Annotated in this window: 25 protein-coding genes and 1 pseudogene; 14 read left to right on the top strand and 12 right to left on the bottom strand. The window is 58.3% G+C overall.

The window, feature by feature from the left end; translation table 11 throughout:
* Positions 1 to 114: 114 nt before the first annotated feature.
* Both ABTV22_RS04455 and ABTV22_RS04450 read right to left on the bottom strand, forming a co-directional pair.
* Entirely contained in the window at positions 115 to 1,482 is a 1,368-nt protein-coding gene (locus ABTV22_RS04455) for a DUF1329 domain-containing protein (protein WP_433738737.1), read from the bottom strand.
* Positions 1,483 to 1,505: 23 nt separating this feature from the next.
* A complete protein-coding gene (locus tag ABTV22_RS04450; RefSeq protein ID WP_433738736.1) occupies positions 1,506 to 3,299 on the bottom strand; it encodes a DUF1302 domain-containing protein in 1,794 nt (597 codons plus the stop codon).
* Between the two features lie 1,064 nt (positions 3,300 to 4,363).
* Between ABTV22_RS04450 and ABTV22_RS04445 the strand changes: the two genes are divergently transcribed.
* Both ABTV22_RS04445 and ABTV22_RS04440 read left to right on the top strand, forming a co-directional pair.
* The gene (locus ABTV22_RS04445) at positions 4,364 to 6,406 is read left to right on the top strand and encodes an S-type pyocin domain-containing protein (RefSeq protein ID WP_433738735.1); all 2,043 of its coding nucleotides are present in this window, start codon (positions 4,364 to 4,366) and stop codon (positions 6,404 to 6,406) included.
* 2 nt (positions 6,407 to 6,408) lie between these two features.
* Positions 6,409 to 6,669 (top strand): bacteriocin immunity protein, encoded by a 261-nt coding sequence (locus tag ABTV22_RS04440; protein ID WP_433738734.1) that lies wholly within the window; start codon positions 6,409 to 6,411, stop codon positions 6,667 to 6,669.
* Between the two features lie 59 nt (positions 6,670 to 6,728).
* Here ABTV22_RS04440 and ABTV22_RS04435 read toward each other — a convergent pair whose 3' ends face one another.
* The 4 genes from ABTV22_RS04435 to ABTV22_RS04420 form a co-directional block, all read right to left on the bottom strand.
* Positions 6,729 to 7,640: an SDR family oxidoreductase gene (locus ABTV22_RS04435; protein ID WP_433738733.1), complete on the bottom strand. Its 912-nt coding sequence runs from the start codon at positions 7,638 to 7,640 to the stop codon at positions 6,729 to 6,731.
* A 209-nt stretch (positions 7,641 to 7,849) separates the two neighbouring features.
* Positions 7,850 to 8,752: an alpha/beta fold hydrolase gene (locus ABTV22_RS04430; protein ID WP_433738732.1), complete on the bottom strand. Its 903-nt coding sequence runs from the start codon at positions 8,750 to 8,752 to the stop codon at positions 7,850 to 7,852.
* Positions 8,752 to 9,534 carry a class II aldolase/adducin family protein gene (locus tag ABTV22_RS04425; protein WP_433738731.1) on the bottom strand — a complete coding sequence of 261 codons (783 nt, stop codon included), beginning with the start codon at positions 9,532 to 9,534 and terminating at the stop codon, positions 8,752 to 8,754. The genes ABTV22_RS04430 and ABTV22_RS04425 overlap by 1 nt, the downstream gene beginning before the upstream one ends.
* A gap of 208 nt (positions 9,535 to 9,742) precedes the next feature.
* Positions 9,743 to 10,198 (bottom strand): flavodoxin, encoded by a 456-nt coding sequence (locus tag ABTV22_RS04420; RefSeq protein WP_433738730.1) that lies wholly within the window; start codon positions 10,196 to 10,198, stop codon positions 9,743 to 9,745.
* Positions 10,199 to 10,300: 102 nt separating this feature from the next.
* On the opposite strand from ABTV22_RS04420, the gene ABTV22_RS04415 reads away from it, so the two are divergent.
* Positions 10,301 to 10,765, top strand: coding sequence for a PAS domain-containing protein (locus ABTV22_RS04415; RefSeq protein WP_433738729.1), 465 nt, complete (start codon positions 10,301 to 10,303; stop codon positions 10,763 to 10,765).
* 66 nt (positions 10,766 to 10,831) lie between these two features.
* Positions 10,832 to 11,437, top strand: a complete 606-nt coding sequence (locus ABTV22_RS04410) for a hypothetical protein (protein WP_433738728.1) — start codon at positions 10,832 to 10,834, stop codon at positions 11,435 to 11,437.
* 2 nt (positions 11,438 to 11,439) lie between these two features.
* Here ABTV22_RS04410 and ABTV22_RS04405 read toward each other — a convergent pair whose 3' ends face one another.
* On the bottom strand, positions 11,440 to 12,399 hold the full coding sequence (locus ABTV22_RS04405; RefSeq protein WP_433738727.1) for a MerR family transcriptional regulator: 960 nt from the start codon (positions 12,397 to 12,399) through the stop codon (positions 11,440 to 11,442).
* A gap of 222 nt (positions 12,400 to 12,621) precedes the next feature.
* On the opposite strand from ABTV22_RS04405, the gene ABTV22_RS04400 reads away from it, so the two are divergent.
* The 7 genes from ABTV22_RS04400 to ABTV22_RS04370 all read left to right on the top strand — a co-directional run bounded on the left by ABTV22_RS04400 (position 12,622) and on the right by ABTV22_RS04370 (position 17,229).
* Positions 12,622 to 13,191 carry an antibiotic biosynthesis monooxygenase gene (locus ABTV22_RS04400; RefSeq protein WP_433738726.1) on the top strand — a complete coding sequence of 190 codons (570 nt, stop codon included), beginning with the start codon at positions 12,622 to 12,624 and terminating at the stop codon, positions 13,189 to 13,191.
* Between the two features lie 139 nt (positions 13,192 to 13,330).
* Positions 13,331 to 14,041 carry a dihydromonapterin reductase gene (gene folM, locus ABTV22_RS04395; protein WP_433738725.1) on the top strand — a complete coding sequence of 237 codons (711 nt, stop codon included), beginning with the start codon at positions 13,331 to 13,333 and terminating at the stop codon, positions 14,039 to 14,041.
* 20 nt (positions 14,042 to 14,061) lie between these two features.
* The gene (folE, locus tag ABTV22_RS04390) at positions 14,062 to 14,637 is read left to right on the top strand and encodes a GTP cyclohydrolase I FolE (protein WP_433738724.1); all 576 of its coding nucleotides are present in this window, start codon (positions 14,062 to 14,064) and stop codon (positions 14,635 to 14,637) included.
* A gap of 2 nt (positions 14,638 to 14,639) precedes the next feature.
* Positions 14,640 to 15,011: a dihydroneopterin triphosphate 2'-epimerase gene (gene folX, locus ABTV22_RS04385; protein ID WP_077045315.1), complete on the top strand. Its 372-nt coding sequence runs from the start codon at positions 14,640 to 14,642 to the stop codon at positions 15,009 to 15,011.
* Between the two features lie 97 nt (positions 15,012 to 15,108).
* Positions 15,109 to 15,405, top strand: coding sequence for a DUF1244 domain-containing protein (locus ABTV22_RS04380; protein WP_433738723.1), 297 nt, complete (start codon positions 15,109 to 15,111; stop codon positions 15,403 to 15,405).
* Positions 15,398 to 15,736 (top strand): HopJ type III effector protein, encoded by a 339-nt coding sequence (locus tag ABTV22_RS04375; RefSeq protein WP_433738722.1) that lies wholly within the window; start codon positions 15,398 to 15,400, stop codon positions 15,734 to 15,736. The genes ABTV22_RS04380 and ABTV22_RS04375 overlap by 8 nt, the downstream gene beginning before the upstream one ends.
* Before the next feature lie 242 nt (positions 15,737 to 15,978).
* Complete coding sequence (locus ABTV22_RS04370; RefSeq protein WP_433738721.1) at positions 15,979 to 17,229, top strand: 2-aminoadipate transaminase; 1,251 nt, start codon at positions 15,979 to 15,981, stop codon at positions 17,227 to 17,229.
* A gap of 14 nt (positions 17,230 to 17,243) precedes the next feature.
* On the opposite strand, the pseudogene ABTV22_RS04365 reads toward ABTV22_RS04370, so the two are convergent.
* Both ABTV22_RS04365 and trxB read right to left on the bottom strand, forming a co-directional pair.
* A pseudogene (locus ABTV22_RS04365) lies at positions 17,244 to 17,321 on the bottom strand (outer membrane lipoprotein carrier protein LolA); the annotation flags it as partial.
* Positions 17,322 to 17,409: 88 nt separating this feature from the next.
* Positions 17,410 to 18,366 (bottom strand): thioredoxin-disulfide reductase, encoded by a 957-nt coding sequence (trxB, locus tag ABTV22_RS04360; protein ID WP_433738720.1) that lies wholly within the window; start codon positions 18,364 to 18,366, stop codon positions 17,410 to 17,412.
* Between the two features lie 314 nt (positions 18,367 to 18,680).
* Between trxB and cysZ the strand changes: the two genes are divergently transcribed.
* The gene (cysZ, locus tag ABTV22_RS04355; RefSeq protein WP_433738719.1) at positions 18,681 to 19,433 is read left to right on the top strand and encodes a sulfate transporter CysZ; all 753 of its coding nucleotides are present in this window, start codon (positions 18,681 to 18,683) and stop codon (positions 19,431 to 19,433) included.
* 54 nt (positions 19,434 to 19,487) lie between these two features.
* Positions 19,488 to 20,687: a glycosyltransferase family 4 protein gene (locus ABTV22_RS04350; RefSeq protein ID WP_433738718.1), complete on the top strand. Its 1,200-nt coding sequence runs from the start codon at positions 19,488 to 19,490 to the stop codon at positions 20,685 to 20,687.
* 80 nt (positions 20,688 to 20,767) lie between these two features.
* Here the strand turns inward: ABTV22_RS04350 and ABTV22_RS04345 are convergent, their stop codons facing one another.
* From ABTV22_RS04345 to ABTV22_RS04335, 3 genes are all read right to left on the bottom strand, one after another.
* On the bottom strand, positions 20,768 to 21,871 hold the full coding sequence (locus ABTV22_RS04345) for an NADH:flavin oxidoreductase (protein ID WP_433738717.1): 1,104 nt from the start codon (positions 21,869 to 21,871) through the stop codon (positions 20,768 to 20,770).
* A 216-nt stretch (positions 21,872 to 22,087) separates the two neighbouring features.
* A complete protein-coding gene (locus ABTV22_RS04340) occupies positions 22,088 to 22,570 on the bottom strand; it encodes a glutathione peroxidase (protein WP_433738716.1) in 483 nt (160 codons plus the stop codon).
* Positions 22,571 to 22,693: 123 nt separating this feature from the next.
* On the bottom strand, positions 22,694 to 23,179 hold the full coding sequence (locus ABTV22_RS04335; protein ID WP_433738715.1) for an FKBP-type peptidyl-prolyl cis-trans isomerase: 486 nt from the start codon (positions 23,177 to 23,179) through the stop codon (positions 22,694 to 22,696).
* Between ABTV22_RS04335 and ABTV22_RS04330 the strand changes: the two genes are divergently transcribed.
* Positions 23,178 to 23,474, top strand: a complete 297-nt coding sequence (locus ABTV22_RS04330) for a DUF3565 domain-containing protein (protein WP_433741298.1) — start codon at positions 23,178 to 23,180, stop codon at positions 23,472 to 23,474. The two genes, ABTV22_RS04335 and ABTV22_RS04330, sit on opposite strands and share 2 nt — an antisense overlap.
* Positions 23,475 to 23,486: the final 12 nt, after the last annotated feature.

Below are 23,486 nucleotides of genomic sequence, written 5' to 3'. Positions count from 1 at the left end.
CACCACCCTAGCCCCCTCCGGAGCGCTTGTTGAAGAAGTATTCAGCAGGCTTATCTGTAGCCATAAAAAAGGTGACCAGGAGGTCACCTTTTTGTGTAGGAGCCTGTAGGAGGATTACCTCACTCCCGTGCTCCGCAGGGCTGCTGGCGTGTAGTCCCCGGCTTTTGCGGCGATGTTGAATTCGAAGCTGCGTTTCTCTTCATTCTTCATCCCCAGGGCGATGTAGCGACCGGCGATCAGGTCATACAGGGCTTCGACCGTATAGGCTGGCACCTGATGATCGTAATAGAACTGGGCATGCCCTTCGGCCACACGCCAGAGCTGGCCGCGACCGTCATAGTGATCGGCCAATGCCACCTGCCAGGTGTCTTCGTCGATGTACATGTGGCGCTTGGCGTACACGTGCCGCTCGTTGGGCTTGACCGTGGCGACCACCTCCCAGACCCGATGCAACTCATAACGAGTCAGGTCCTGGTTGATGTGGCCGGCCTTGATCACATCGGTGTATTTCAGGTCAGGCGAGTCGAGCTTGTAACTGTTGTACGGAATGTACATTTCCTTCTTGCCGATCAGCTTCCAGTCGTAGCGATCCGGCGCACCGGAAAACATGTCGAAGTTGTCGGTGGTCCGCAGACCGTCGGACGAAGTACCCACACCGTCATAGGCCACTTGCGGTGCCCGCCGCACACGCCGCTGACCAGCGTTATAGATCCAGGCCTTGCGCGGCTCCTGGACCTGATCGAGGGTCTCGTGAACCAGCAGTACGTTACCCGCCAACCGCGCCGGCGCCGTCACTTCCTGCTTGAAATAGTTGAGCACGTTGTCATCGCTGCCAGGTTTCAAGTCCCCCAACAGCGAGGGGACGGCCACTTCGTCCTTGAAGCGGATGACGGTGAAGTCGCCGTTGGACTGCGGCGTAGCCTGGGTGATGGTGCGCCGCAAATTGCCGCCGTGATATCGGGTGATGTGGTTCCAGATCACCTCGACCCCGTTCTTCGGAATCGGGAAGGCGTAGTAGCGATTGCCGGTGAAATTGGCCAGGCCGTTGCCGTCATTGATCGGGGTCACGTTCAGTGCACTGCGCTTGGCCGACTCGTAGATTTCCGGTGGCAGCGCGGCGGTGCGGTGCGTTGGATATACCGGGATTTTATAAGTCTCGGGGTAGCGCTTGAACATTGCGACCTGCCCGTCGGAGAGCTTGTCCTTGTACTTGTCGACCGTCGCCGCCGTGATGATGAACAGCGGTTTTTCATTGGCGAACGGATCGGCCAGGAACCCCTTGCTGTCCACCGCACCAGCGTTTTTCGGGATACCACCGGTCCACGGCGGAATCGAACCGTCGGCGTTACCGGCCTTCTCGGCACCCAGCGGGGTGAGGCTGGTGCCAAGCTTGTTCGCTTCCTCCGGTGACACCGCCGCCATCACGTTGGCGGCCAGCAGACCGAGGGCCAGGACGCCGCACTGCAGAATCATCTTGCGCATGGAAATCATCCTTTTGAGACAGATCAGAAGTTCACGCCAAAGCTCAACGCCACGAAGTCACGGTCTTCGAGCGTGTTGTAGTCACCACCGAAGAAATCGGTGTAACTGAGGCTTGCGGTGTAGGTGTTGCGATAGTCGGCATCGACACCGAGGCTGACGGCCTTGGCGCCTTCGTTGAACAATCCGTTGGGGCCGTAACCGGAGACGTCGTGAGACCACGACAGGTTGGGCCTGAAGTTGATCCCGGCGATCACGTTGTTGTAATCGAGGATCGCCCGGGCGCGATAACCCCAGGAGGTCGAGGTCACGAAACCGTCGGTATCACCGCCGAATCCATACTGGCCGTACACCGAGTCGCGGCCATAACGCAGTTTGCTGCGAGGCTCCAGACCGCCCACATGCACCACCGCCGCCTCGCCCACCAGCGTCAAGCGATCCGCGCCCGCGACCTGGTCGATGAAGTGAGTCAGGGTGCTCTGGACCTGCGTCACTTCCTTGCGCCGATAGCCTTTGTTGTCAGCGCCCGGCGTGGTCGCGATAGGCGATGCCGCGCCGCCAGCGATCGGATTGAGCATCGCCAGGGTCAGGTCGTTGGTGTTGACCTGCACCGGTGCGTTGGGGCGATAGCTGATCTCCCCGGTCCATGCCGTACCGGTGGGCAATGTGGTGGAAAAACTGGCGCCGTAGAGGCGAATGTCTTCCGGGTACTCAAGGAAGTACTGGCCACGACCGAGCATCACGCTTTGCGCCAGGCCCGAACCACTGCCGGGCGCGATACGGTTGGCCGCGGTGACAATCCCCGGAATGCTCGCCAACGTGGAGAGCCCGGCCGTCGTCGTTCCGACGTTAGGTGTGCGGCTGTGGTAATTCATGAAGTACAGACCGTACTCGGTGTCATCCCCCAGCCAGCGCAGCGCGGTGCCCCACTGCCCCGAATCCCGGGCATCACGGTCCTGACCGCGCGGTACGACCACGCCTTCGCGAGTGACCTCGAAGCCCTGGCCAAAGGCCGCGGCTACCGGTTGCAGCGGCGCAATGGCCGGGCTGGCGACGGTGTAGTTCTTGTTGCAACCGTCGGCCACCACATCGTTGCCGAAGAAGGTGCCGCAGTTGTCGACAACGGTCTGGTCCCACTCCAGTTGATAGAAACCTTCGACCGTCAATTTGTCCGTCAGGCCCTGGGACGCAAACAGCATATTGACCGGAATCAGGCCTTCCTTGATCTCGGCACCGGGACGGCGGAACGCGGAGACGTCGACCGGGTTGATGCTGTTGATCGAGTTACCGATGAAGGTACTTTCACCCCAACTGACTACCTGCTTGCCCGCACGCACCGTGCCTGGCAGTTCACCAAGGGAGTAGTTGTGGTAGACAAACGCATCGAGGATTTCTCCACCGGAGGACTTCGCGCCCTCCTTGCGATTGTGATCGCTGATCGGCTTGAACTCTCGATCTTCGTCCTTCAATTCGAAGTCGTACCAGTACTTGCCACGGACAAACACACCGGTGTCGCCATACTTCAGTTCAAGGTCGTGAATACCCTTGAAGATTTTTGAGAAGGTTTCGCCTTTCTTGAAGTTCAAGCGCCCGTCGTCACCGGTCGACGCCTGACCACTGCCGCCATTGGGGATACCCACCAGCGACTTATCCGCATCACGCATGCCCCAGCTTGCGCCCACCGACAGCGACGAATCGAACGTGCCCTCGATTTCCCCAATGTTGAATGAAACCGCCTGCGCCTGGGCACAGCAGCCCAAGGCAACCGCAGCCGCCAGCGCCTGCGGTGTGAAGATGGCGCGCATTGTTGTTTTTGTCATGCGTCTTCCCCGGTGAGTGACAGAAGGCCTCACCCTACTGCCGCCGGTGGGGGTCGATAAGCGCACCAAGGAGGTATTCGCGGTGTACCTCTAAAGGATGACTGGGCCCCTGAACAGGGCTTTTGCGCGAGGCATGGATGACCTCGATGGCGAGCCATCAGCAGAACGCATGGGGGCGATAAACACCTGATCTGCTCGGGCGCTGTGTAGGAGCTGTGTAGGAGCTGACGAGTGCAACGAGTCTGCGATCTTTTAAGGGCAAGATCAAAAGATCGCAGCCTGCGGCAGCTCCTACACAGCATTTCCTTGTAGGAGCTGACGAGTGCAACGAGACTGCGATCTTTTAAAGGCAAGATCAAAAGATCGCAGCCTACGGCAGCTCCTACACAGCATTTCCTTGTAGGAGCTGACGAGTGCAACGAGGCTGCGATCTTTTAAGGGCAAGATCAAAAGATCGCAGCCTGCGGCAGCTCCTACAGTCAGCTGCTACAGTGAAAGAGCCTACAGCGCATTCGACTGTTGCGCACCCCGTAACAGTGCATGTCTGGAATCGCTGTTTTTCCTTTGCCGGCAAAGACTTATTCTTGCCGGGCTTTCACGGGAACCAACTTGGAAGCACGAAGCGACAGCGCAGGTTTGCCCCGCGCCGCTCGCGACAGATTTCAGATGATTCGAATCTTTCGAGTCATCGCCCTGTGTACACCGACGTTGATTTGTAGCTCCTGGATCCAACGTCTTGCTTTGGCCGCTGCGTTTGCAGCGGCCTTTTTTATGGGCGACTGGTTTGTAGCAGCTGTCGGTTTCAACTTGGCGTTTAACACAAGCCCTACAAGTAGTTTCCTGTAATCACATAAGAAATATCTTCTTACGCAGAAGATTATCTCGCCTTTATTTCAGCCTCATCGAAACATCTCTCAACATCCTACGTAAATTCCCGCATCTCTCTCAGACCCATTACTTTCCATATCGCTGTAACTTTAATTGGCACGACGGAACGACTATCTGTTCACGCATGACAACAAAAACTCGCCTCCAACGACGTGCCAACTCAAAAGGATATGAAAATGCAAAAACCTCCAACAGGTATAAAGCTAAAAGAGAAGAGACCTGGCTTTATTGAATTTGAAACAGGTGTCGAAATAACCGGTGGTGCACCTGACCATCTTATTTCACCCCAGCGAGGATCAAATGGTATCCCCGGAGGACCATCTGGATGGCAAGGAGGGACTTACAATGAAAATAGAACATTCATCCAGCGCACAAGCAGGGAGCTTGAGCAGGAATATCAGATAAGACTCGGTCAACTACCTCAAACCATTGAGACGGATTTGACTGCAGTTAGATTGGAAAGCCCCAACAACGCAATAACACCGGCGCAGTCAATCGTCCGCGAGCTGGGTGCATTACATACACTATGGCAACGAAAATCCGCCCAACACCATCATCAAGCATCGATTGCCAACTCGTTTTATGGAGGGGATCCATTTAACCGGCATGTTAACGAGTTCATGTTAAAGGCCACAAAGATGGAAAAGTGGCCGGGGCCGAATGGCATTGCCATGCAGGCATTGAATCAATCACTCAGGGCTGCCATCGAAAGCCGATTACTGCTGCAAACCTTACAGTCGCTTAATCAGCGAGCTGCCAATCTGGAGCAGACCCTGAATGTCTTGCAGGCGGCTGAACAAGCGCGACTGGCAGTGGAACAGGAAGCACAACGCGTCGCCGCTGAACAGGCGCGCATCAGGGCGGAAGCTGAAGCACTCGCCCATGTTCAAGAGCAGGCACGATTAGCAGCGTTGGCAGAAGCCGAACGAGCAGCTGCCGAGCAGGCCCGGCTTGCCGCTGAAGCAGCGGCACAATACATCGCCGCCGAACGGGCACGCCTCGAAGCCGAGGCCGAGGTTCAACGGCAAGCCGAGCAGTTGCGCCTTGAGATGCAACGGCAAGCGGAGGAACAAGCGCTCCGTGAGGCGATGGACCCGCTGAACACCGGCATTGGTGTTCGTCCGTTTTCTGTATCGGAAGCGGCGGCGGCAAATGGTCCAGTGTTTGCCGTTGGAGCGGGAACGCTGGCCCTTGAGACCGCAACCACCCTGGCGATCAGAACCGCCCTGCGAACAGCCGCAGCCTCGGCAATCACAGCGCTGGCCGCCGCCGTTGGGACAGCGTCTGGCGCAGCCATCGTTGTCGGTGTCGCCGCGCTGGTGTACCACGCCTTACGGGATAACAAGGAACCGTACGCCTTGAGCGTCCCGCTCTCGGACCTCACGACCTATGACGGCGACCAGCTGCGCACCATTGCCCAGACCAACGGGGAGATCGATCTGCCGGTCGCTATCGGCTCCCGGACTGTGGATAACAAAACAGAATTTTCCGTCGTTGCGACAAACGGCACTACAGTGTCCGGCAAAGTCCCGGTGCTTCTTGCCACTTACGATCCAGTTCTGAACGTCTACAGGACCGAGAGACCGAACGCCCAGTCCCCCGGCATGACATGGACGCCCATTGTCAGCCCGGGCAACGCGTCAACAGCGCTTCCTGTGGCACAACCTGACGTTGCCCCCTACACCGGCGCTACCGCAACCCCACTTGAAGGCAGGCTAGATCCAAACCCGGAGCTGGATCTGTACAGCTTCGGAGGTGAGATCTACGTATTCCCGATCGAGTCGGGGATTCCGCCTCAGTATGTGATGTTCAGGGATCGGCGGAACGAGCCCGGCGTTGCCAGCGGTGCAGGACAGTCAGCATCTGGAAATTGGAAGAGGTCTGCCTCAACACCGGAAGGCGCACCGATTCCTGCGCAGATTGCGGATAAACTCAGCGGAAGAGAGTTTTCGAGTTTCAAAGCGTTCCGTAGAGCATTTTGGAGGGCAGTAGCAACTGAGCAAGGCCTTATTGAGCAGTTCACCCAGCTGAATAAAATTGACATAAGAGATGGATGGTCGCCAAGCGCTCCTCTTTCAGAGCAAGTAGGCAGTCGGAAAAAGTATGAAATTCACCACGTCATGCCAATAAGTGAAGGCGGCTCAGTTTACGACCTTGACAATCTTCGGATACTGACACCTAAGAAACACATCGAAACTCACTCCATTAAGGGAGAGTAAACATGGACCTTAAAAACAAGCTTGAAGAATATACAGAGTCCGAGTATGCAGCTCTTATCAATAGGTTATTCCAAGGCGGTATTTCTTCAGAGGAAGAACACGACGCGATAGTCGACAATATTGTCTCCACTTCGGAACACCCAAACGGAACAGATATTTTGTACTACCCAGAGGAAGGAGTTGAAGATAGCCCAGAAGGGGTATTAAAAGTGATTAAGTCCTGGCGAGCCGCTAACGGCAAACCAGGTTTCAAAGCCGAATAATAGAAGCACTAAAAAGGGGAGCAAGCATTCACGCTTGCTCCCCTTCTTTTTGATTCTCTTTACAACGAATACTTCTGCAAATTCCCCATCATTTCCTTCAGCGCTTCAATGTTGTCCTTCGGATGCGCCGCCCCTTCGAAATCACAAATCTGCGACCAATTCGCCGCCACGTCTTCCGGTGAGAACCCGGCCCTTGGGTCGAAGCCGACACCAAGGCTGCGCTCCCAGCGCACCTTGCCCATCCATCCGCCGCCGACTTCGAACAGGCCAGAGGTGTCCTGGCAGTTTTCACTGGCCAGGTACACCACCAGTGGGCTGACCAGTTCCGGTTTGAGTTGTTCGAACACTTGTGGCGGGATCAGCCCTTCGGTCATGCGGGTGCCGCCGGTGGGGGCGATGGCGTTGACCAGGATGTTGTTCTTGCGACCTTCCAGGGCCAGGGTGCGGGTCAGGCCGTAGAGACCGAGCTTGGCCATGCCGTAGTTGGACTGGCCGAAGTTGCCGTAGATGCCCGAGGTGGATGCGGTGAAGATCACCCGACCGTAGTTTTGCTCGCGCATGTGCGGCCAGGCGGCGCGGGTTACTTTGTAGGCGCCTTCGACGTGGACGCGGTAGACCAGGTCCCAATCGGCATCTTCCATTTTGTGGAAGGTCTTGTCCCGCAGGATGCCGGCGTTGTTGACCACTACATCGACGCGACCGAAGGCGTCCATGGCATGTTGAACAAGCTTGTCGCCGTCGGTGACCGAGTCGTGGTTGGCCACGGCGGTGCCGCCGGCCTCGCGAATTTCCGCCACCACACGATCCGCCGCCGACGCGTTGGCGCCTTCGCCCTGGGTCGAACCACCGAGGTCGTTGACCAGCACTTTCGCACCCTGCTTGGCGAACAGCAGTGCGTGCGCCCGTCCCAGGCCGCCACCTGCACCGGTGATGATCACGACTTTATCTTCGAAACGCACAGACTCATTCATGGGGAACTCCAGCAGGCCAGGGACATTGCCTTGGAGTTTCAGGTACGGCGCGGCGGGTCACAATGAACAACGGGGAGGCTGAATAGCGTGTGATAAGGCAGGGGGATGATGATTTTGTGATTGGGAGGTATTTAAAAGATCGCAGCCTTCGGCAGCTCCTACAGTAGAAATGCAAATCCATGTAGGAGTTGCCGAAGGCTGCGATCTTTTCAGGAACACGCCACCTTCAACGGCGGCAACATCAGCCGCTCGCGAAAGGCCAGATAATGCTTGAGCACCTGGCACGGTGCCTCGATCTGCGGGTAGTGGCCGATGTCGTTCAGCAACACTACATCGGGATCGGGAACCAGCTCCCGATAACGTGCCACCATGTGCGCCCCCGAGATCGGATCAACCTCGCCATCGATCACCCGCAGCGGCACCTGGCCGCGCTGCATCGCGCCGACCCAACGCTCGCGTTGCGCTCGCCGCTCGGGAATGTAGGTGATCAATTTGTGCATGATCCGCGGGCCGTGATTGCTTTCGATCAGGCTCCAGAAATCATCCATCTCGCTTTCAGTGGGGCGCGTTTTTGGGCCAAATATTTGGCGAAAACTTTTCACCAACCCGTCACGGCTGAACGCACGGCCGATCATCCAGCCCAAAGGGCTGAGCAGCAGTTTTTGCATCAGGACAGGGCGATGGGTTTCCGGAAACAACCCGCCATTGAGAAACACACAGCTAGCGACGTTGATGTGTGCTTCGTAGTGCCGGGCCAGCAGTTCCTGGGCCACACTGTCGCCATAGTCGTGGGCCAGCACGTGCACCGGTTGCTCGACCTTCAAGTGCTCTAACAGCGCCTGTTGCAGATCGGCCTGTTCCAGCAGGCTGTACTCATGGTTCACAGGTTTGGCCGAGTCGCCGAAGCCGAGCATGTCGCAGGCGATGACCCGATAGCGCTGGCTCAGTGGCTGCCACAGGTAGTGCCAATCCCAACTGGCGCTTGGGAAGCCATGAATCAGCAGCAGAGGCTCACCCTGCCCCGCCGCCCAATAACGGATGGTCTGGTCACGAAACACGAATGTCTGGCCGCGCTTGCGCCAGACCGACAGGGGAATCTCGGCAAGTGCCATTAGAGTTTGTATCCCGGGTCCAGTTTATCGAGTTTGCGCAGCAACGCTGGCCAGGCCAACGCCCCACCCATGCCTTGAGCACTTTTGGTCACGCCGGCGATCATGGCTTTGGCGCCCGCCAGTATCTGCGGCTCAATGGCGATCAGCTCCGCGCCACCGTTCTGCGCCATGACCTGGATATCGCAGGCACGCTGGAAGATGAACATCATCAGGAAGGTGTCGGCGATGGTGCCGCCGCAAGTCAGCAGACCGTGGTTGTGCAGCATCAGGAAATTGTTTTCCCCCAGGTCGGCTTGCAGCCGTACCTTTTCCTCGTGGTTGAGCGCAACCCCTTCATAAGCGTGGTACGAGAGGCTCGACAGGACGAACAGCGACTGCTGGCTGATCGGCAAAACGCCCTGTTTCTGCGCCGACACCGCTACGCCGGACGCGGTGTGGGTGTGCAGTACGCAGACGACATCGTGTCGAACTTCATGCACTGCGCTGTGGATGGTGTACCCGGCCGGGTTGATCTCGTAGGGGCTGTCCATCAGCTTGTTGCCAGCCTGATCGACCTTGACCAGGCTCGACGCGGTGATCTCATGAAACATCAACCCAAAAGGGTTGATCAGGAAGTCTTCGGTGCCCGGCACCTTGGCGGAAATGTGGGTGAAAATCAGATCATCCCAACCATGTTGGGCGACAAGGCGATAACACGCGGCGAGGTCGACACGGGTTTGCCATTCGGCGGCGCTGACAAGGTCTTTGACACTGTGTGGCGATTGAACGGGGGCTACGCTCACGACTCGGAACCTCTGGTTTTTATTATGGAGTGTTTCCAATGACTATCGAGTCTAGTCAGCCCTGTCGGATCGCGTAGTTGCATTGGCAGCCAGCTTGATGGCCGAACGAGTCAGCGGCCGAGGAATATTGGATTCCTGTCAAATGACCGCCGCCAGAGAGGTGCGGGGCATGCATTGTGCTGCCCCGCCGGAACCATCACGGGCCGGTTCAGCCGCGCAGAGCGTCGACCAGTTGCGCCAGCCAGGGCTCGGCGTCCGCCTCTGGTGTCACGCTTTCACTGGCATCCAGGCGCAGCATCGGCAGGACTTCGCGAATGCCCAGTTCACCGAACAACTCTCGCATCAGCTCGCCACCGCCGCAGAAAGTATCGCCATAGCTTGCATCGCCCAGGCCGATCACGGCACCCGGCAAGCCACGCCAGGCGGCGGGCAACTGGTCGCGAATCGCGAAATACAGTGGCTGCAGATTGTCCGGCAACTCGCCCATGCCAGTGGTCGAAGTCACGGCCAGAAAAGCCTCGGGGCCAAACGCCTGAATCTCGGCCAGACTTGCGCGTGGGTTGTAAAAGGTTTCGAAGCCGGCGGTTTTCAATAGGCTTGCGGCGTGACGGGCGACTTCTTCAGCCGTGCCGTACACCGAGCCGGAAATGATGGCGACTTTCATCAATCTGATCCTGTACCTGAGTAAAAGACCGGGATATTAACAGCACGGTCTACATTGTTCTTTTAGAATGCCTCAGACAACCAACAAGGATGGGTTTCACCGATGATCAACGCAAAATTGCTGCAACTGGCCATCAACGCCTCCAACGACGGTATCGTGATTGCCGAAAAGGAAGGCGATCAAGACAAGATTCTGATTTACGTCAACCCTGCATTCGAGCGCCTGACCGGTTACAGCAGCGAAGAAATCCTCTATCAGGATTGCCGTTTCCTGCAGTCCGGGGACCGAGACCAGGACGCGTTGCCGAAAATTCGTGATGCATTGAACAGCGAAGGATCGTGCCGGGAAATCCTGCGTAACTACCGCAAGGACGGCACACCGTTCTGGAATGAGCTGTCTATTTCGACAGTGAACAATCCGAATGACGGCCAGGTTTATTTCATCGGTGTGCAGAAAGACGTGACCATTCAAGTCAAGGCGCAGCAGCGGGTTGCGCAGCTTGAAGCGCAATTGGCTGAAGTCCAGGCGGAACTGGCCGCCCTGAAGGCGACGAACGGCACAAACTAAACAGCGAATTAATGGTCATTAACTACAATCACCAATGACTTTGTAACTATTTCTTTCGAGCTAGCCATGCAACGCGACGCACTCCTGACCCAGGATGAGCTGGACTTCATCCAGACCATGCAACACAACCCGCAACTCAATGTGCGGGATGCGACGTCGAGTCTGCTCGTTAACGGTGGTTCGCAAATTCGTGACTTGCTCACGCGCCTTGCCGCGCATGAGCAAGTCACCATTCACGCCAGCTTCGAAAACCAGCAAATGACCTTCCCCCTGCACTTGGTGGAAGACGAGTTCCACGCGTTGCACCTGCGCCTGGGCGTTCCCAGCATCTATGAAGACGGGCCACTGGTGCGGCCATGGCGACTGGTGCTCGACGAACCGGTGGCACTTGAAAACGCCAACGGCCAACCTGGCACGATGTGGGTGCACGAAGTGTCATGCAAGGGCGTATTGCTGGAAGTTCGCAACAAGACCAAGGCACCAAAACATTTTGCGTTGTGGTTCAGCCCGTCAGGCTACGAACGGATCGCCTTGCGCGGCACGCTTGAGAAAGAAACCGAAAACGGCTTCTACGCCTACCAGTTGAACCAGAGCGACAAGGATGAAACCGAACGCCTGCGTCAGTTCATTCTGCAACAGCACCGCTTGACCCATCCCGCCCTGCATCTCTGACTTCAAGTATCCAGATTGCCCGCCAGAAACTGTTTCAGTCGCTGGCGCATCACCGTGCCTTCGTTACCCAGGCAGCCAATCGATGACCCAGCGAGGCTTTCCTGGGCCAGATCGGACGCATCGCCAGCCAACAACACCGGACAATCCAGACTCATCGCCAGGCGATTCAATCGGCGTGGCAATTCGGGGGTGGGCACGTGATTGGAGAACAGCACCAGCGCCTGGGGCTTGATCCTTTCGCAGACCAGCGTCAATTCGTCGAATGGCTGGCCGATGGTCAACACGCGCACGCCGGTTTGCCCGCTGCTCAGAAACAGGGCTGCGATCAGCAACTCGAGCTCCCGGCACTGCCCTGCCAGGGCGCTGACGATGACTCGCCTTGGCTGCTTGTCACGGATCAATAGCAAACGCTGCAATACCCTTGAACGCAGAAAGCCATCCAGGAACAGCCACTCACTGGTCCGGCCGAATGAGTCCTGGCGCTGCAGTAGCTGCTTCCAGAGCGGGATCAGGATGTCCTGGAACACGACGGGCTGGGAGTATGTGGAAAAGATCTGTCCGTAGACCTGCTCCAACTGGACATCGTCAAAGGCACTGACGGCGGCCTGGACCTGATGCTGCCATTGCGCATAGTCGGCTTGTACAAGGTCATTGGGGATGAAGTGCGACAGCGCCTCGAGCGGTGCTGACTTGGCCAGGATCCTGCCGATCTTGCTGACGGCCACGCCGCGCTCGATCCAGTCGAGAATACTGCGCACACGCTCGATATCAGTCATGGAGTACAAGCGATGCCCACTGTCGGTGCGTGTGGGCACGATCAGACCGTAACGTCGCTCCCAGGCACGAAGCGTGACCGGATTGACGCCGGTCAGTCGTGACACCTCTCGAATGGGAAAGAGTTCTTCCCGATCAAGAGAAAGCTTGGATGACACATCAGGAACAGCATCGGACAGTATGGGCATCTGCTCTCAACATCCCTGTAAGTTCGAGTCTCATTCTAACGCCCCTAGCCCGTAAAGATTCCGTAAAAATTATTTGTCGTGGATAAACGATAAATTTCACAGATGCAAGGGAACAGATTCAGGAATAATCCTTGCTTGTCACGAGACGCAGCCCACTACCCCGGTGTTGCGCCTGGCGAAACTCCTACCCGGAGCGACGCGTTTGTTTTACGGAGATACAGAATGTCTACCTCACCCGTCACACTGATGGTCGCGCGCCGCGTCGCCAATGGCCGCTATCAGGACCTGATTGCCTGGTTACGCGAAGGCGAACAACTGGCCACCGACTTCCCCGGTTATCTCGGCTCCGGCGTGCTGGCTCCGCCACCCGACGATGACGAATTCCAGATTATCTTTCGCTTTGCCGATGAACAGACCCTGCATGCCTGGGAGCACTCCGTGTCGCGCACGGCGTGGCTGGCACGGGGCAGTGAGTTGTTCGCCCATCCGACGGAACATCGGGTCAGCGGCATCGAAGGCTGGTTCGGCGCTGCCGGTCAACGCCCGCCACGCTGGAAGCAAGCAGTGGCAATCTGGCTGGCGTTCTTTCCGGTGTCACTGCTGTTTAACTTTGTATTGGGGCCGTTGCTGGGCGAAATGACGCTTCTGCCACGCGTGCTTATCAGCACCCTGTGCCTGACGCCGTTGATGGTTTATTTCTTCATTCCGTTGTCGACACGGTTGTTGTCGGGTTGGTTGAATAGCACGCCAGCACGACCATTGTCCGCCGAGCCAAGTCCTCAAAATCGCTGAAAGATCGCAGCCTTCGGCAGCTCCTACAAATGCGGGACAGCATCCATTCTGTAGGAGCTGCCGCAGGCTGCGATCTTTTCAGGGCACCGCACGGCTTGTCGCTGGTATAGTTTTGCTCTCACCGCGACGCGAGCCCTTCATGACCTCCTCCGCAGCCCCTATCCTCATCACCGGCGCTGGCCAGCGTGTTGGCCTGCACTGCGCGCAGCGATTGCTCGAAGAGGGCCATCGCGTGATTTTCAGCTACCGCACTGAACGCCCCGGCGTGCAAACCCTGCGCGATCTGGGGGCGACTGCGGTATATGGAGATTTCTCCACCGAGGCCGGGATTTTCGCCTTCATTAGCGACTTGAAAGCCCATGCCGACAGCTTGCGGGCCATTGTCCATAACGCGTCCGAGTGGCTGGCCGAAACACCGGACACCGATGCGGCGGCGTTCACCCGCATGTTCACCGTGCACATGCTGGCGCCTTACCTGATTAACCTGCATTGCGCTGATTTGCTCGAACGCTCGAACCCCGCCGACATTGTGCACATCTGCGATGACGTGACCCGCAAGGGCAGCAGCAAGCACATCGGCTACTGCGCCAGCAAAGCCGGGCTCGAGAGCCTGACCCTGTCCTTCGCCGCGAAGTACGCACCCGGCATCAAGGTCAACGCCATTGCGCCGGCCCTGCTACTGTTCAATCCTGATGACGACGCGGCCTACCGCGCCAAGACGCTGGCCAAATCCGCGCTGGGCATCGAGCCCGGCAGCGAAGTGATCTACCAAAGCCTGCGCTATTTGCTCGACAACCCGTATGTCACCGGCACGACCCTGACCGTCAACGGCGGAAGGCACATCAAATAAGTGTCCCGCGAGGATCTTCCATGACGCTAACCCTGCCCCACAACGCTCTGTCCGAGAGCTACCGTGAAATCCTCCTCGGCCTCGGGGAAAATCCCGACCGCGAAGGCCTGCGCGACACCCCGATGCGCGCCGCCAAAGCCATGCAGTACCTCTGCCATGGCTATGAGCAAAGTGTCGAAGAGATCGTCAACGGTGCGCTATTCGCCTCCGACAACGATGAAATGGTGATCGTCGACAACATCGAGCTGTATTCGCTCTGCGAACATCACCTGCTGCCCTTCATCGGCAAGGCGCATGTGGCTTATATTCCAACCGGCAAGGTATTGGGCCTGTCGAAGGTTGCGCGGCTGGTGGACATGTTCGCCCGCCGCCTGCAAATTCAGGAAAACCTCACCCGGCAGATTGCCGAAGCGGTGCAAAAGGTCACCGGTGCGGCTGGCGTTGCGGTGGTCATTGAGGCCCAGCACATGTGCATGATGATGCGCGGCGTCGAGAAACAGAATTCGACCATGAACACCTCGGTAATGCTCGGCGCGTTCCGCGAATCGAGTAATACCCGCCAGGAGTTCCTGCAATTGATTGGACGGAGCAAGTAGTAATGCCACAACTTCAACCAGGCATGGCACGCATCCGGGTCAAGGACCTGTGCCTGCGCACCTACATCGGCATCAACGAGGATGAAATCCTCAACAAGCAGGATGTGTTGATCAACCTGACCATCCTCTACGCGGCCCAGGAAGCGGTGCGAGACAACGACATTGATCACGCGCTGAACTACCGCACCATCACCAAGGCAATCATTGCGCACGTGGAGGGCAATCGCTTTGCCCTGCTCGAACGCCTGACCCAGGAAATTCTCGACCTGGTCATGGCCAACGAATCGGTGCTGTACGCCGAGGTCGAAGTCGACAAGCCACATGCCTTGCGCTTTGCCGAGTCGGTGTCGATAACACTCGCGGCAAGCCGCTAAGCTTCAAGCCGCAAGCCTCAAGCGTTAAGCTACAAGCCACCGAAACCCAACTTGCAGCTTGAAGCTTGTAGCTCGCAGCTGTCTCGCAGAGACCCTTATGACCGCTCAAGAACGCCTCGAACTCGAAGCCGCCGCCTTTCGCCGGCTAGTGGCCCACCTGGACAGCCGCAAGGATGTGCAGAACATCGACCTGATGAACCTCTCCGGTTTCTGCCGCAATTGCCTGTCCAAGTGGTACAAGGCCGCCGCCGACGAACGCCAGATCGACGTCAGCCTCGATGAAGCCCGCGAAGTGGTTTACGGCATGCCGTACGCCGAGTGGAAAGCCCAATATCAGCAAGAAGCCAGCGCCGAACAACAAACGGCGTTCGCCAAAGGAAAAACCCATGAGTGATTTGAACACCCTGCGCGCCAGCCTCCAGAGCGGCGAACACGCCTTCGCCGACACCCTGGCGTTCATCGCAGCCGGTTACGATTACCAGCCCCAGGCCTTCAACAATGGCGGCGTGGAAAACGCGGCCGGGCAGAACGAAGGTTCGTGCAAGACCCTGGGTCTGGCACTGCTGGAAGGCCTGAGTGATGACGAAGCACTGCTGGCGTTCGGTGAACATTACCGTTCGGTGCTGGCGACGCCAGAAGGCAGCGATCACGGCAACATCCGTGCGTTGATCGCCCATGGTCTGGCCGGCGTGAAGTTCACCCAGCAGCCCCTGACCCGCCGCTGATTCAATTCGACGCTGATCAATCCTGTAGGAGCGAGCCTGCTCGCGATGGACTGAAGAACGCCACGGGGTGTCAGGCTCCCAGCGTTATCGTTCACACCCATCGCGATCAGGCTCGCTCCTACAGGTGTCCTGCGACACGTCCCGACTTTTAAGATTGACCCGGCGACTTTATTTCGTTTGCCGCCCGGTGCTGCTCACGGCTTAGATAAAAAGAAGTCCTCCTTCTTCCGAGCCGGCCCTCCATGCACAGCGAAACCATCAGCCAGTCGATCAACATCGTTCACCCTGTCACCCTCAGCCACGGCAAGAACGCCGAGGTCTGGGACACCGATGGCAAGCGCTACATCGACTTTGTCGGTGGCATCGGCGTACTGAACCTCGGTCACTGCCACCCACGCATCGTCGGGGCCATCCGCGAGCAGGCCACACGCCTGACCCATTACGCGTTCAATGCCGCGCCCCATACACCCTATCTCGAACTCATGGATCGCCTGGCGGCGTTTATCCCCGTCACCTATCCGGTCAGCGGCATGCTCACCAACAGTGGCGCCGAGGCGGCCGAGAACGCGCTGAAGATCGTGCGTGGCGCCACCGGCCGTACCGCGGTCATCGCTTTCGATGGCGCCTTTCACGGGCGCACCCTGGCCACCCTGAACCTCAACGGCAAGGTCGCGCCCTACAAGCAGAAAGTCGGCGTGCTGCCGGGCCCGGTGTATCACCTGCCCTACCCCAGCCAGGACAATGGCGTGACCTGCGCCGAGGCCCTGAAGGCCATGGAGCGGCTGTTCAGCGTCGAAATCGACGTCGAGGACGTGGCCTGTTTTATCGTCGAACCGGTGCAGGGTGAGGCGGGGTTTCTGGCTATGGATATCGAGTTCGCCCAGGCACTGCGCACGTTTTGCGATGAGAAAGGTATCGTGTTGATCGCCGATGAAATCCAGTCCGGTTTCGGCCGTACCGGCCAGCGCTTTGCGTTCTCGCGACTGGGCATCGAACCGGACCTGATTCTGCTCGGCAAAAGCATCGGCGGCGGTTTGCCGCTGGGCGCGGTGGTCGGACGCAAGTCGTTACTCGACACCTTGCCCAAGGGTGGGCTGGGTGGCACTTACTCCGGCAACCCCATCGCCTGCGCCGCCGCCCTGGCGACCCTGGACGAAATGACCGATGCGCACCTGCAAGCCTGGGGCTCACAACAGGAAGAGGCGATTGTCAGCCGCTATCAATCCTGGCGCGATCGCAACCTGTCGCCCTACCTCGGACGTCTGACTGGAGTTGGCGCGATGCGCGGCATCGAGCTGGCCAAGGCCGATGGCACGCCCGCATCGGCACAGTTGACCCAACTGCTGGCTCTGGCACGGGACGCAGGCTTGTTGCTGATGCCGAGCGGAAAATCCCGGCACATCATTCGGTTGTTGGCGCCGTTGACGACTGAAGCGCCTGTTCTTGAAGAAGGCCTGGACATCCTTGAGGCGTGCCTGCAGAAACTTGTCTGATCGACGAAGTCCCCTGTAGGAGCGAGCATGCTCGCGAAGAACCTGAGAGCCCCACGGGGTGTCAGGCTCCCCGCGTTATCGTTGACGACCATCGCGAGCGTGCTCGCTCCTACAGGGGTATGTGTATTTTTCGAAGGCACAAAAAAACCGGCCGGAGCCGGTTTTTTCATGTTTACAGCATCAAGCGTTCTGCAGATTGTCCAGGTAACGCTCGGCATCCAGTGCCGCCATGCAACCGGCGCCAGCCGAGGTGATGGCCTGGCGGTAGACGTGGTCAGCCACGTCACCGGCCGCGAAGATACCTTCGAGGTTGGTGGCGGTGGCGTTGCCGTCACGGCCGCCATTAACCACCAGGTAGCCGTCTTTGAGGGTCAACTGGCCTTCGAACAGCGAAGTGTTCGGGGTATGGCCGATGGCGATGAACACGCCGTCAACTTTCACTTCGTCGAAGCTGCCGTCGTTGTTCTTCAGACGGGCACCGGTCACGCCCATGTTGTCGCCCAGCACTTCATCCAGGGTCGCGTTCAGCTTCAGGATGATTTTGCCTTCAGCCACGCGGGCATTGAGCTTGTCGATCAGGATCTTCTCGGCGCGGAAGGTTTCGCGACGGTGAATCAGGGTCACGGTGCTGGCAATGTTGGCCAGGTACAGGGCTTCTTCAACAGCGGTGTTACCACCGCCGACCACCGCTACCGGCTTGTTGCGATAGAAGAAACCGTCACACGTTGCGCAGGCCGAAACGCCTTTGCCCATGAACGCTTCTTCGGACGGCAGGCCCAGGTAACGAGCGCTGGCGCCAGTAGCGATGATCAGGGCGTCGCAGGTGTAGGTCGCGCTGTCGCCGATCAGGGTGTACGGCTTGGAAGCGAAGTCCACGGCATTGACGTGATCGAAGACGATCTCGGTTTCAAAGCGCTCGGCGTGCTCACGCATCCGTTCCATCAACGCCGGGCCGGTCAGGCCGTGGACGTCGCCCGGCCAGTTATCGACTTCGGTGGTGGTGGTCAGTTGACCGCCAGCCTGCATGCCGGTGATCAAAAGTGGCTTGAGGTTGGCACGGGCGGCATAGACCGCAGCGCTGTAACCGGCAGGGCCGGAACCGAGAATAATCACTCGCGAATGACGGACTTCAGACATGACCTGCTCCTGTTGACCGGCCCGGAACACCTGGCACGGAACGCCGGATTGCCGGCTGGAATAAAAAAGAACGGTTGAAAGCACTTGGGGAAGGCTTGAACACGACCGTCCTGTAAAAGATTGGGTGCAGCGTATCGAGGGGGCGAAGATTAAGGAAATACGGTTTAACAATCCAGCTCATAGGTGGTCTCTATGTGTTCGCCGTGTGTATTCGGACGCCTTTGTTACAGTTAATGTCGATACCGCTGCCGCGCTTTCGCACCTCAAGCAAAGCCGGTAAGGTCGGCGCGTTTTCTCTTTGCTCGGAGCACGTTATGCCCGCCCCTGCCCTCTCTGGCCCGCAATACCTGCGCGAAGGCCTGAAACTGGTTCTCAGCCCCAGCTTGCGACTTTTTGTATTGCTGCCACTGGTGATCAACCTGGTGCTGTTCGTCGGATTGATCTTCTTGGCCGGCCATCAATTCAGTCTGTGGGTCGATTCACTGATGCCGACCCTGCCCGACTGGCTGAGCTTTCTCAGCTATGTCCTGTGGCCACTGTTCGTGGTGCTGGTGGTGTTGATGGTGTTTTTTACCTTCACAATGCTCGCCAACGTTATCGCTGCGCCGTTCAACGGTTTCCTGGCGGAAAAAGTCGAGGTGGTGGTGCGCGGCACCGACGACTTCCCGGCCTTCAGCTGGGGCGAGCTGATCGCGATGATCCCGCGAACTTTTGCCCGGGAAATGCGCAAGCTCGGCTACTTCCTGCCCCGGGCTATCGGTCTGTTTATCCTCTCGTTCATTCCCGTGGTGAATATCATCGCCGCGCCACTGTGGCTGTTGTTCGGGGTGTGGATGATGGCGATCCAGTACATCGACTACCCGGCGGACAACCACAAGCTGGGCTGGAACGAGATGCTCGCCTGGCTGCGGCAGAAACGCTGGCAGAGCATGAGCTTCGGCGGCAGCGTTTATCTGGTGCTGCTGATTCCGGTGGTCAACATCCTGATGATGCCGGCTGCCGTGGCCGGAGCGACGCTGTTTTGGGTGCGTGAACGCGGGGCCGAGAACCTCGTGAGCCAACGCTGAGCCATACCTGCAAAAGCGTTCATAAATCCATCATCTGAACGTCACAACGCCGACATGGCCTCAGTCGACACTGGGGCCATGACGACAGCTCTGCATATCACCCTGATCACCGAAACTTTCCCTCCCGAAATCAACGGCGTGGCCAATACCCTTGGTCGCCTGTGCGACGGTTTGCGCGCGCGCGGGCATCAGGTGGAGTTGGTGCGACCGCGCCAGGGTTGCGATCAGTCAGCAGGCAGCGACGACGAATTGCTGTTGTGCCGGGGCTGGCCGCTACCGGGTTATCCCGGTTTGCAATGGGGGCAGTCGTCGATGCACAAGCTGCTCAGACGCTGGAAGCGCCATCGCCCGGATGTGCTGTATATCGCGACCGAAGGGCCGCTCGGGTTGTCCGCACTACGCGCGGCTCGGAGGCTGGGGATTTCTGTGGTCAGTGGTTTTCACACCAACTTCCAGCAGTATTCCAGCCAGTACGGGCTCAGCCTGCTCACGCGCCTGCTGACCCACTATCTGCGCTGGTTCCACAATCGCTCGACCTTGACCCTGGTGCCCAGCGTCAGCCAGCGAATGGAACTGGAGCGTCGGCACTTCGAGCGCCTGGCGCTGTTGTCCCGTGGCGTCGACAGCCAGTTGTTCCACCCGGCCAAACGCCTGAACGCGTTGCGCGAGCAGTGGGGCCTGGGTGAGAACGACATTGCCGTCATCCACGTAGGACGCTTGGCACCGGAGAAAAACCTGGGCTTGCTCAAGCCCTGTTTCGACACGCTCAAGGCCACTTATCCACAACGGAACATGAAACTGATTGTGGTGGGCGACGGCCCGCAACGACCGATCATGGAAAATGAAATGCCCGATGCGATTTTCTGTGGGACGCAACGGGGTGAGGCCTTGGCCAGTCATTATGCATCGGGGGATGTGTTCGTGTTTCCCAGCCTGACTGAAACCTTCGGCAATGTGGTGCTTGAGGCGCTGGCTTCCGGGTTGGGCGTGGTGGCTTACGATCAAGCGGCAGCGGCGCAGCATATTCGTCACGGCTACAACGGCGTATTGGCGATGCCGGGGGATGAAGCAGCGTTCTGCGATGCCGCTGCGTGGCTGCTGGAGCAGGATGAAACCTTGCGCTGTGTGCGACTTAATGCCCGTCAGCATGCCGGGCGACAGGGATGGGCGACGATTATCGAGCAGTTCGAGGGGCAGTTGCGGGGGGCTTGCGTTCAGGGGCAAGTCTTGCCCGACGCAGCGTTGCTGCCTTAAGAGCTTCGCGGGCAAGCCTCGCTCCTACAGGTCATAGGGTGTACCTGTAGGAGCGAGGCTTGCCCGCGATAAGACACCGCTTAAACCAGCGTCATCAACGCCTCACGACTGAACGGCAGGATGTCCTGCTCACGACCGTCGCGCACTTTCTGCGCCCAGTCCGGGTCCACCAGCAGCGCACGGCCGACTGCCACGAGGTCGAACTCGTCGTTGTTCAAGCGCTCAAGCAGTTTTTCCAGGCTGGCCGGCTGGGCGACTTTGTCGGTGTTGACCATGAACTGCAGGAACTCGCCGTCCAGGCCGACGCTGCCCACGGTGATGGTCGGCTTGCCGGTGAGCTGGCGGGTCCAGCCGGCCAGGTTCAGTTCGGAACCGTCGAACTCCGGTTCCCAGAAACGGCGGGTCGAGCAATGGAAAATATCCACACCGGCGTCGGACAGCGGCTGGAGAAACTCGCCCAATGCCTCCGGTGTTTGTACCAGGCGCGCGGTGTAATCCTGCTGTTTCCACTGGGAGAAGCGCAAGATGATCGGGAAACCTTCACCGACCGCCGCACGTACGGCCTGAATCAATTCGATGGCGAAACGCGAACGGTTGGCCAGGCTGCCACCATATTCGTCGCTGCGCTGGTTACTGCCTTCCCAGAAGAACTGATCGATCAGATAGCCGTGGGCGCCGTGGATTTCCACGCCGTCCATACCAATGCTTTGGGCATCCTTGGCCGCTTGGGCGAACGCGGCGATCACGTCCTGAATGTCCTGCTTGGTCATGCCGTGAACCACGACATTGCCATCCTTCACCTTTTCCGACGGGCCATACCCCGGCACGCTGGCGTCCGGCTCGGTGCCGATACGGCGCACGCTGCCCACGTGCCACAGCTGCGGAACGATCTTGCCGCCTTCGGCGTGTACTGCATCGACGACTTTTTTCCAGCCGGCCAGCGCGGCTTCACCGTAGAAATGCGGCACGTTCGGGTAACCGTTGGACGCCTTGTGACCCACGGTGGTGCCTTCGGTGATGATCAAACCCACGCCGGCCGCGGCGCGACGACGGTAGTACTCGATCACTTTGGAATTCGGCACGCCACCAGGGGAAAACGAACGGGTCATCGGTGCCATGACGACGCGGGTCGGCAGCTCGAGACTGCCGAGGTGGAACGGTTTGAACAGGGCTTTTACGGGCATGAGGACGCTCCACGGACATAGAGTTTATGACGGCGATAATATGGAGGTTCGCAAGCGCTGAACAGCATTATTGATTTTGGTGATTAAGGTTTAAAAGGCGGAATACTGTAGGAGCGAGCATGCTCGCGATGAACCTGAGAACGCTGCGGGGTGTCAGGCACCCAGCGTTATCGTTCACGTCCATCGCGAGCGTGCTCGCTCCTACAGAGGGGGATATCAGCTCAGGGCTTTTTCTATCGCCTGAACGACGCTCGGATCGTCCGGAGCAGTGCGTGGCGAGAAACGCGCCAGTACTCGCCCGTCTTTACCCAGCAGGAATTTTTCAAAGTTCCAGGTGATGTCGCCGGGAAATTCAGCCCCCTCACCCGCCAGCAATTTATACAGCTGATGCCGCTCATGACCGTTGACTTCCAGCTTGCTGGACAACGGAAAAGTCACGCCATAGTTGAGGCTGCAAAATTCCTGGATCTCTTGCTCGGAACCCGGCTCTTGCCCGGCAAACTGATTGCACGGCAGGCCCAGCACGCTGAAACCCTTGCCCTTGTATTGCTGGTAGAGGTTTTCCAGCGCCGCATATTGTGGGGTCAAGCCACATTTGGAGGCGACGTTGACCACCAGCACGACTTGCCCTTTGAAAGGTGCCAAAGGCAGCGCCTGACCATTCAGGGCGGTCAAATTAAGGTCGTGAAAAGCACTCATGACGTACTCCAGATTCCCGTGTTTTTCTCGAAACAACCGCTTGGCGGTATCGCCTGAGACAGCCGCAGACTAAAAAGGCGCCCTCGGGGCGCCTCTCCAGTTATCTGAGCTTAGCGCAGAAAATCAGTGGTGATGGCCACCTTCGCCATGGACGTGGCCATGAGCGATTTCTTCCTGGCTGGCGTCACGGATAGCAACGATCTTGACCTGGAAATTCAGGCGCTGACCGGCCAATGGGTGGTTGCCGTCAACGGTGACGTCGTCGCCGTCCAGATCGCGGATGGTGACGATCTGCATTTGGCCGTCTGGAGCGGAAGCGTGGAACTGCATGCCCACTTCCAGTTCATCGACGCCTTCGAACATGCTGCGGCTCAGGGTGCTGACCAGTTCGGCAGCGTATTCGCCGTAGGCATCTTCAGGTTCAACGGATACTTTCAGCTCGTCACCGACGGTCTTACCTTCCAGAGCCTTTTCCAGACCAGGGATGATGTTGCCTGCACCTTGCAGGTACACCAGCGGCGCGCCGCCGGCGGAGCTGTCGATGACCTCACCAGCGTCGTTGGTCAGGGTATAGTCGATAGAGACAGCCTTGTTGGCGGCGATCAGCATGGGGCGAGACCTTTTGCATAAGAATGATGAAAGACCCAGTTTAGCGAAGCAATCGCCCGAAAGCGAACACAACCCAGACAGACGGGGGGCGACGATCATAGGCTTCCATCAGGACGAGGACGGACACTGGGTGGCCGAACTTTCCTGTGGCCACACCCAGCACCTGCGCCACCAGCCGCCGTGGCAGTCACGGGCCTGGGTCATGGATCCGGTGCAACGCCATGAAAAAATAGGCCAGCCCTTTGATTGCGGTTGGTGCGCACAGGGCTCGGTTAGCGATAACCTTGGCGACTGAATTTCGGTAGTC

The sequence above is a fragment of the Pseudomonas putida genome, assembly GCF_050990305.1.
GTDB lineage: Bacteria > Pseudomonadota > Gammaproteobacteria > Pseudomonadales > Pseudomonadaceae > Aquipseudomonas > Aquipseudomonas putida_AH.
The sequence above is the reverse complement of the archived record's forward strand: the minus strand, read 5'-3'. Positions and strand labels throughout refer to the sequence as shown.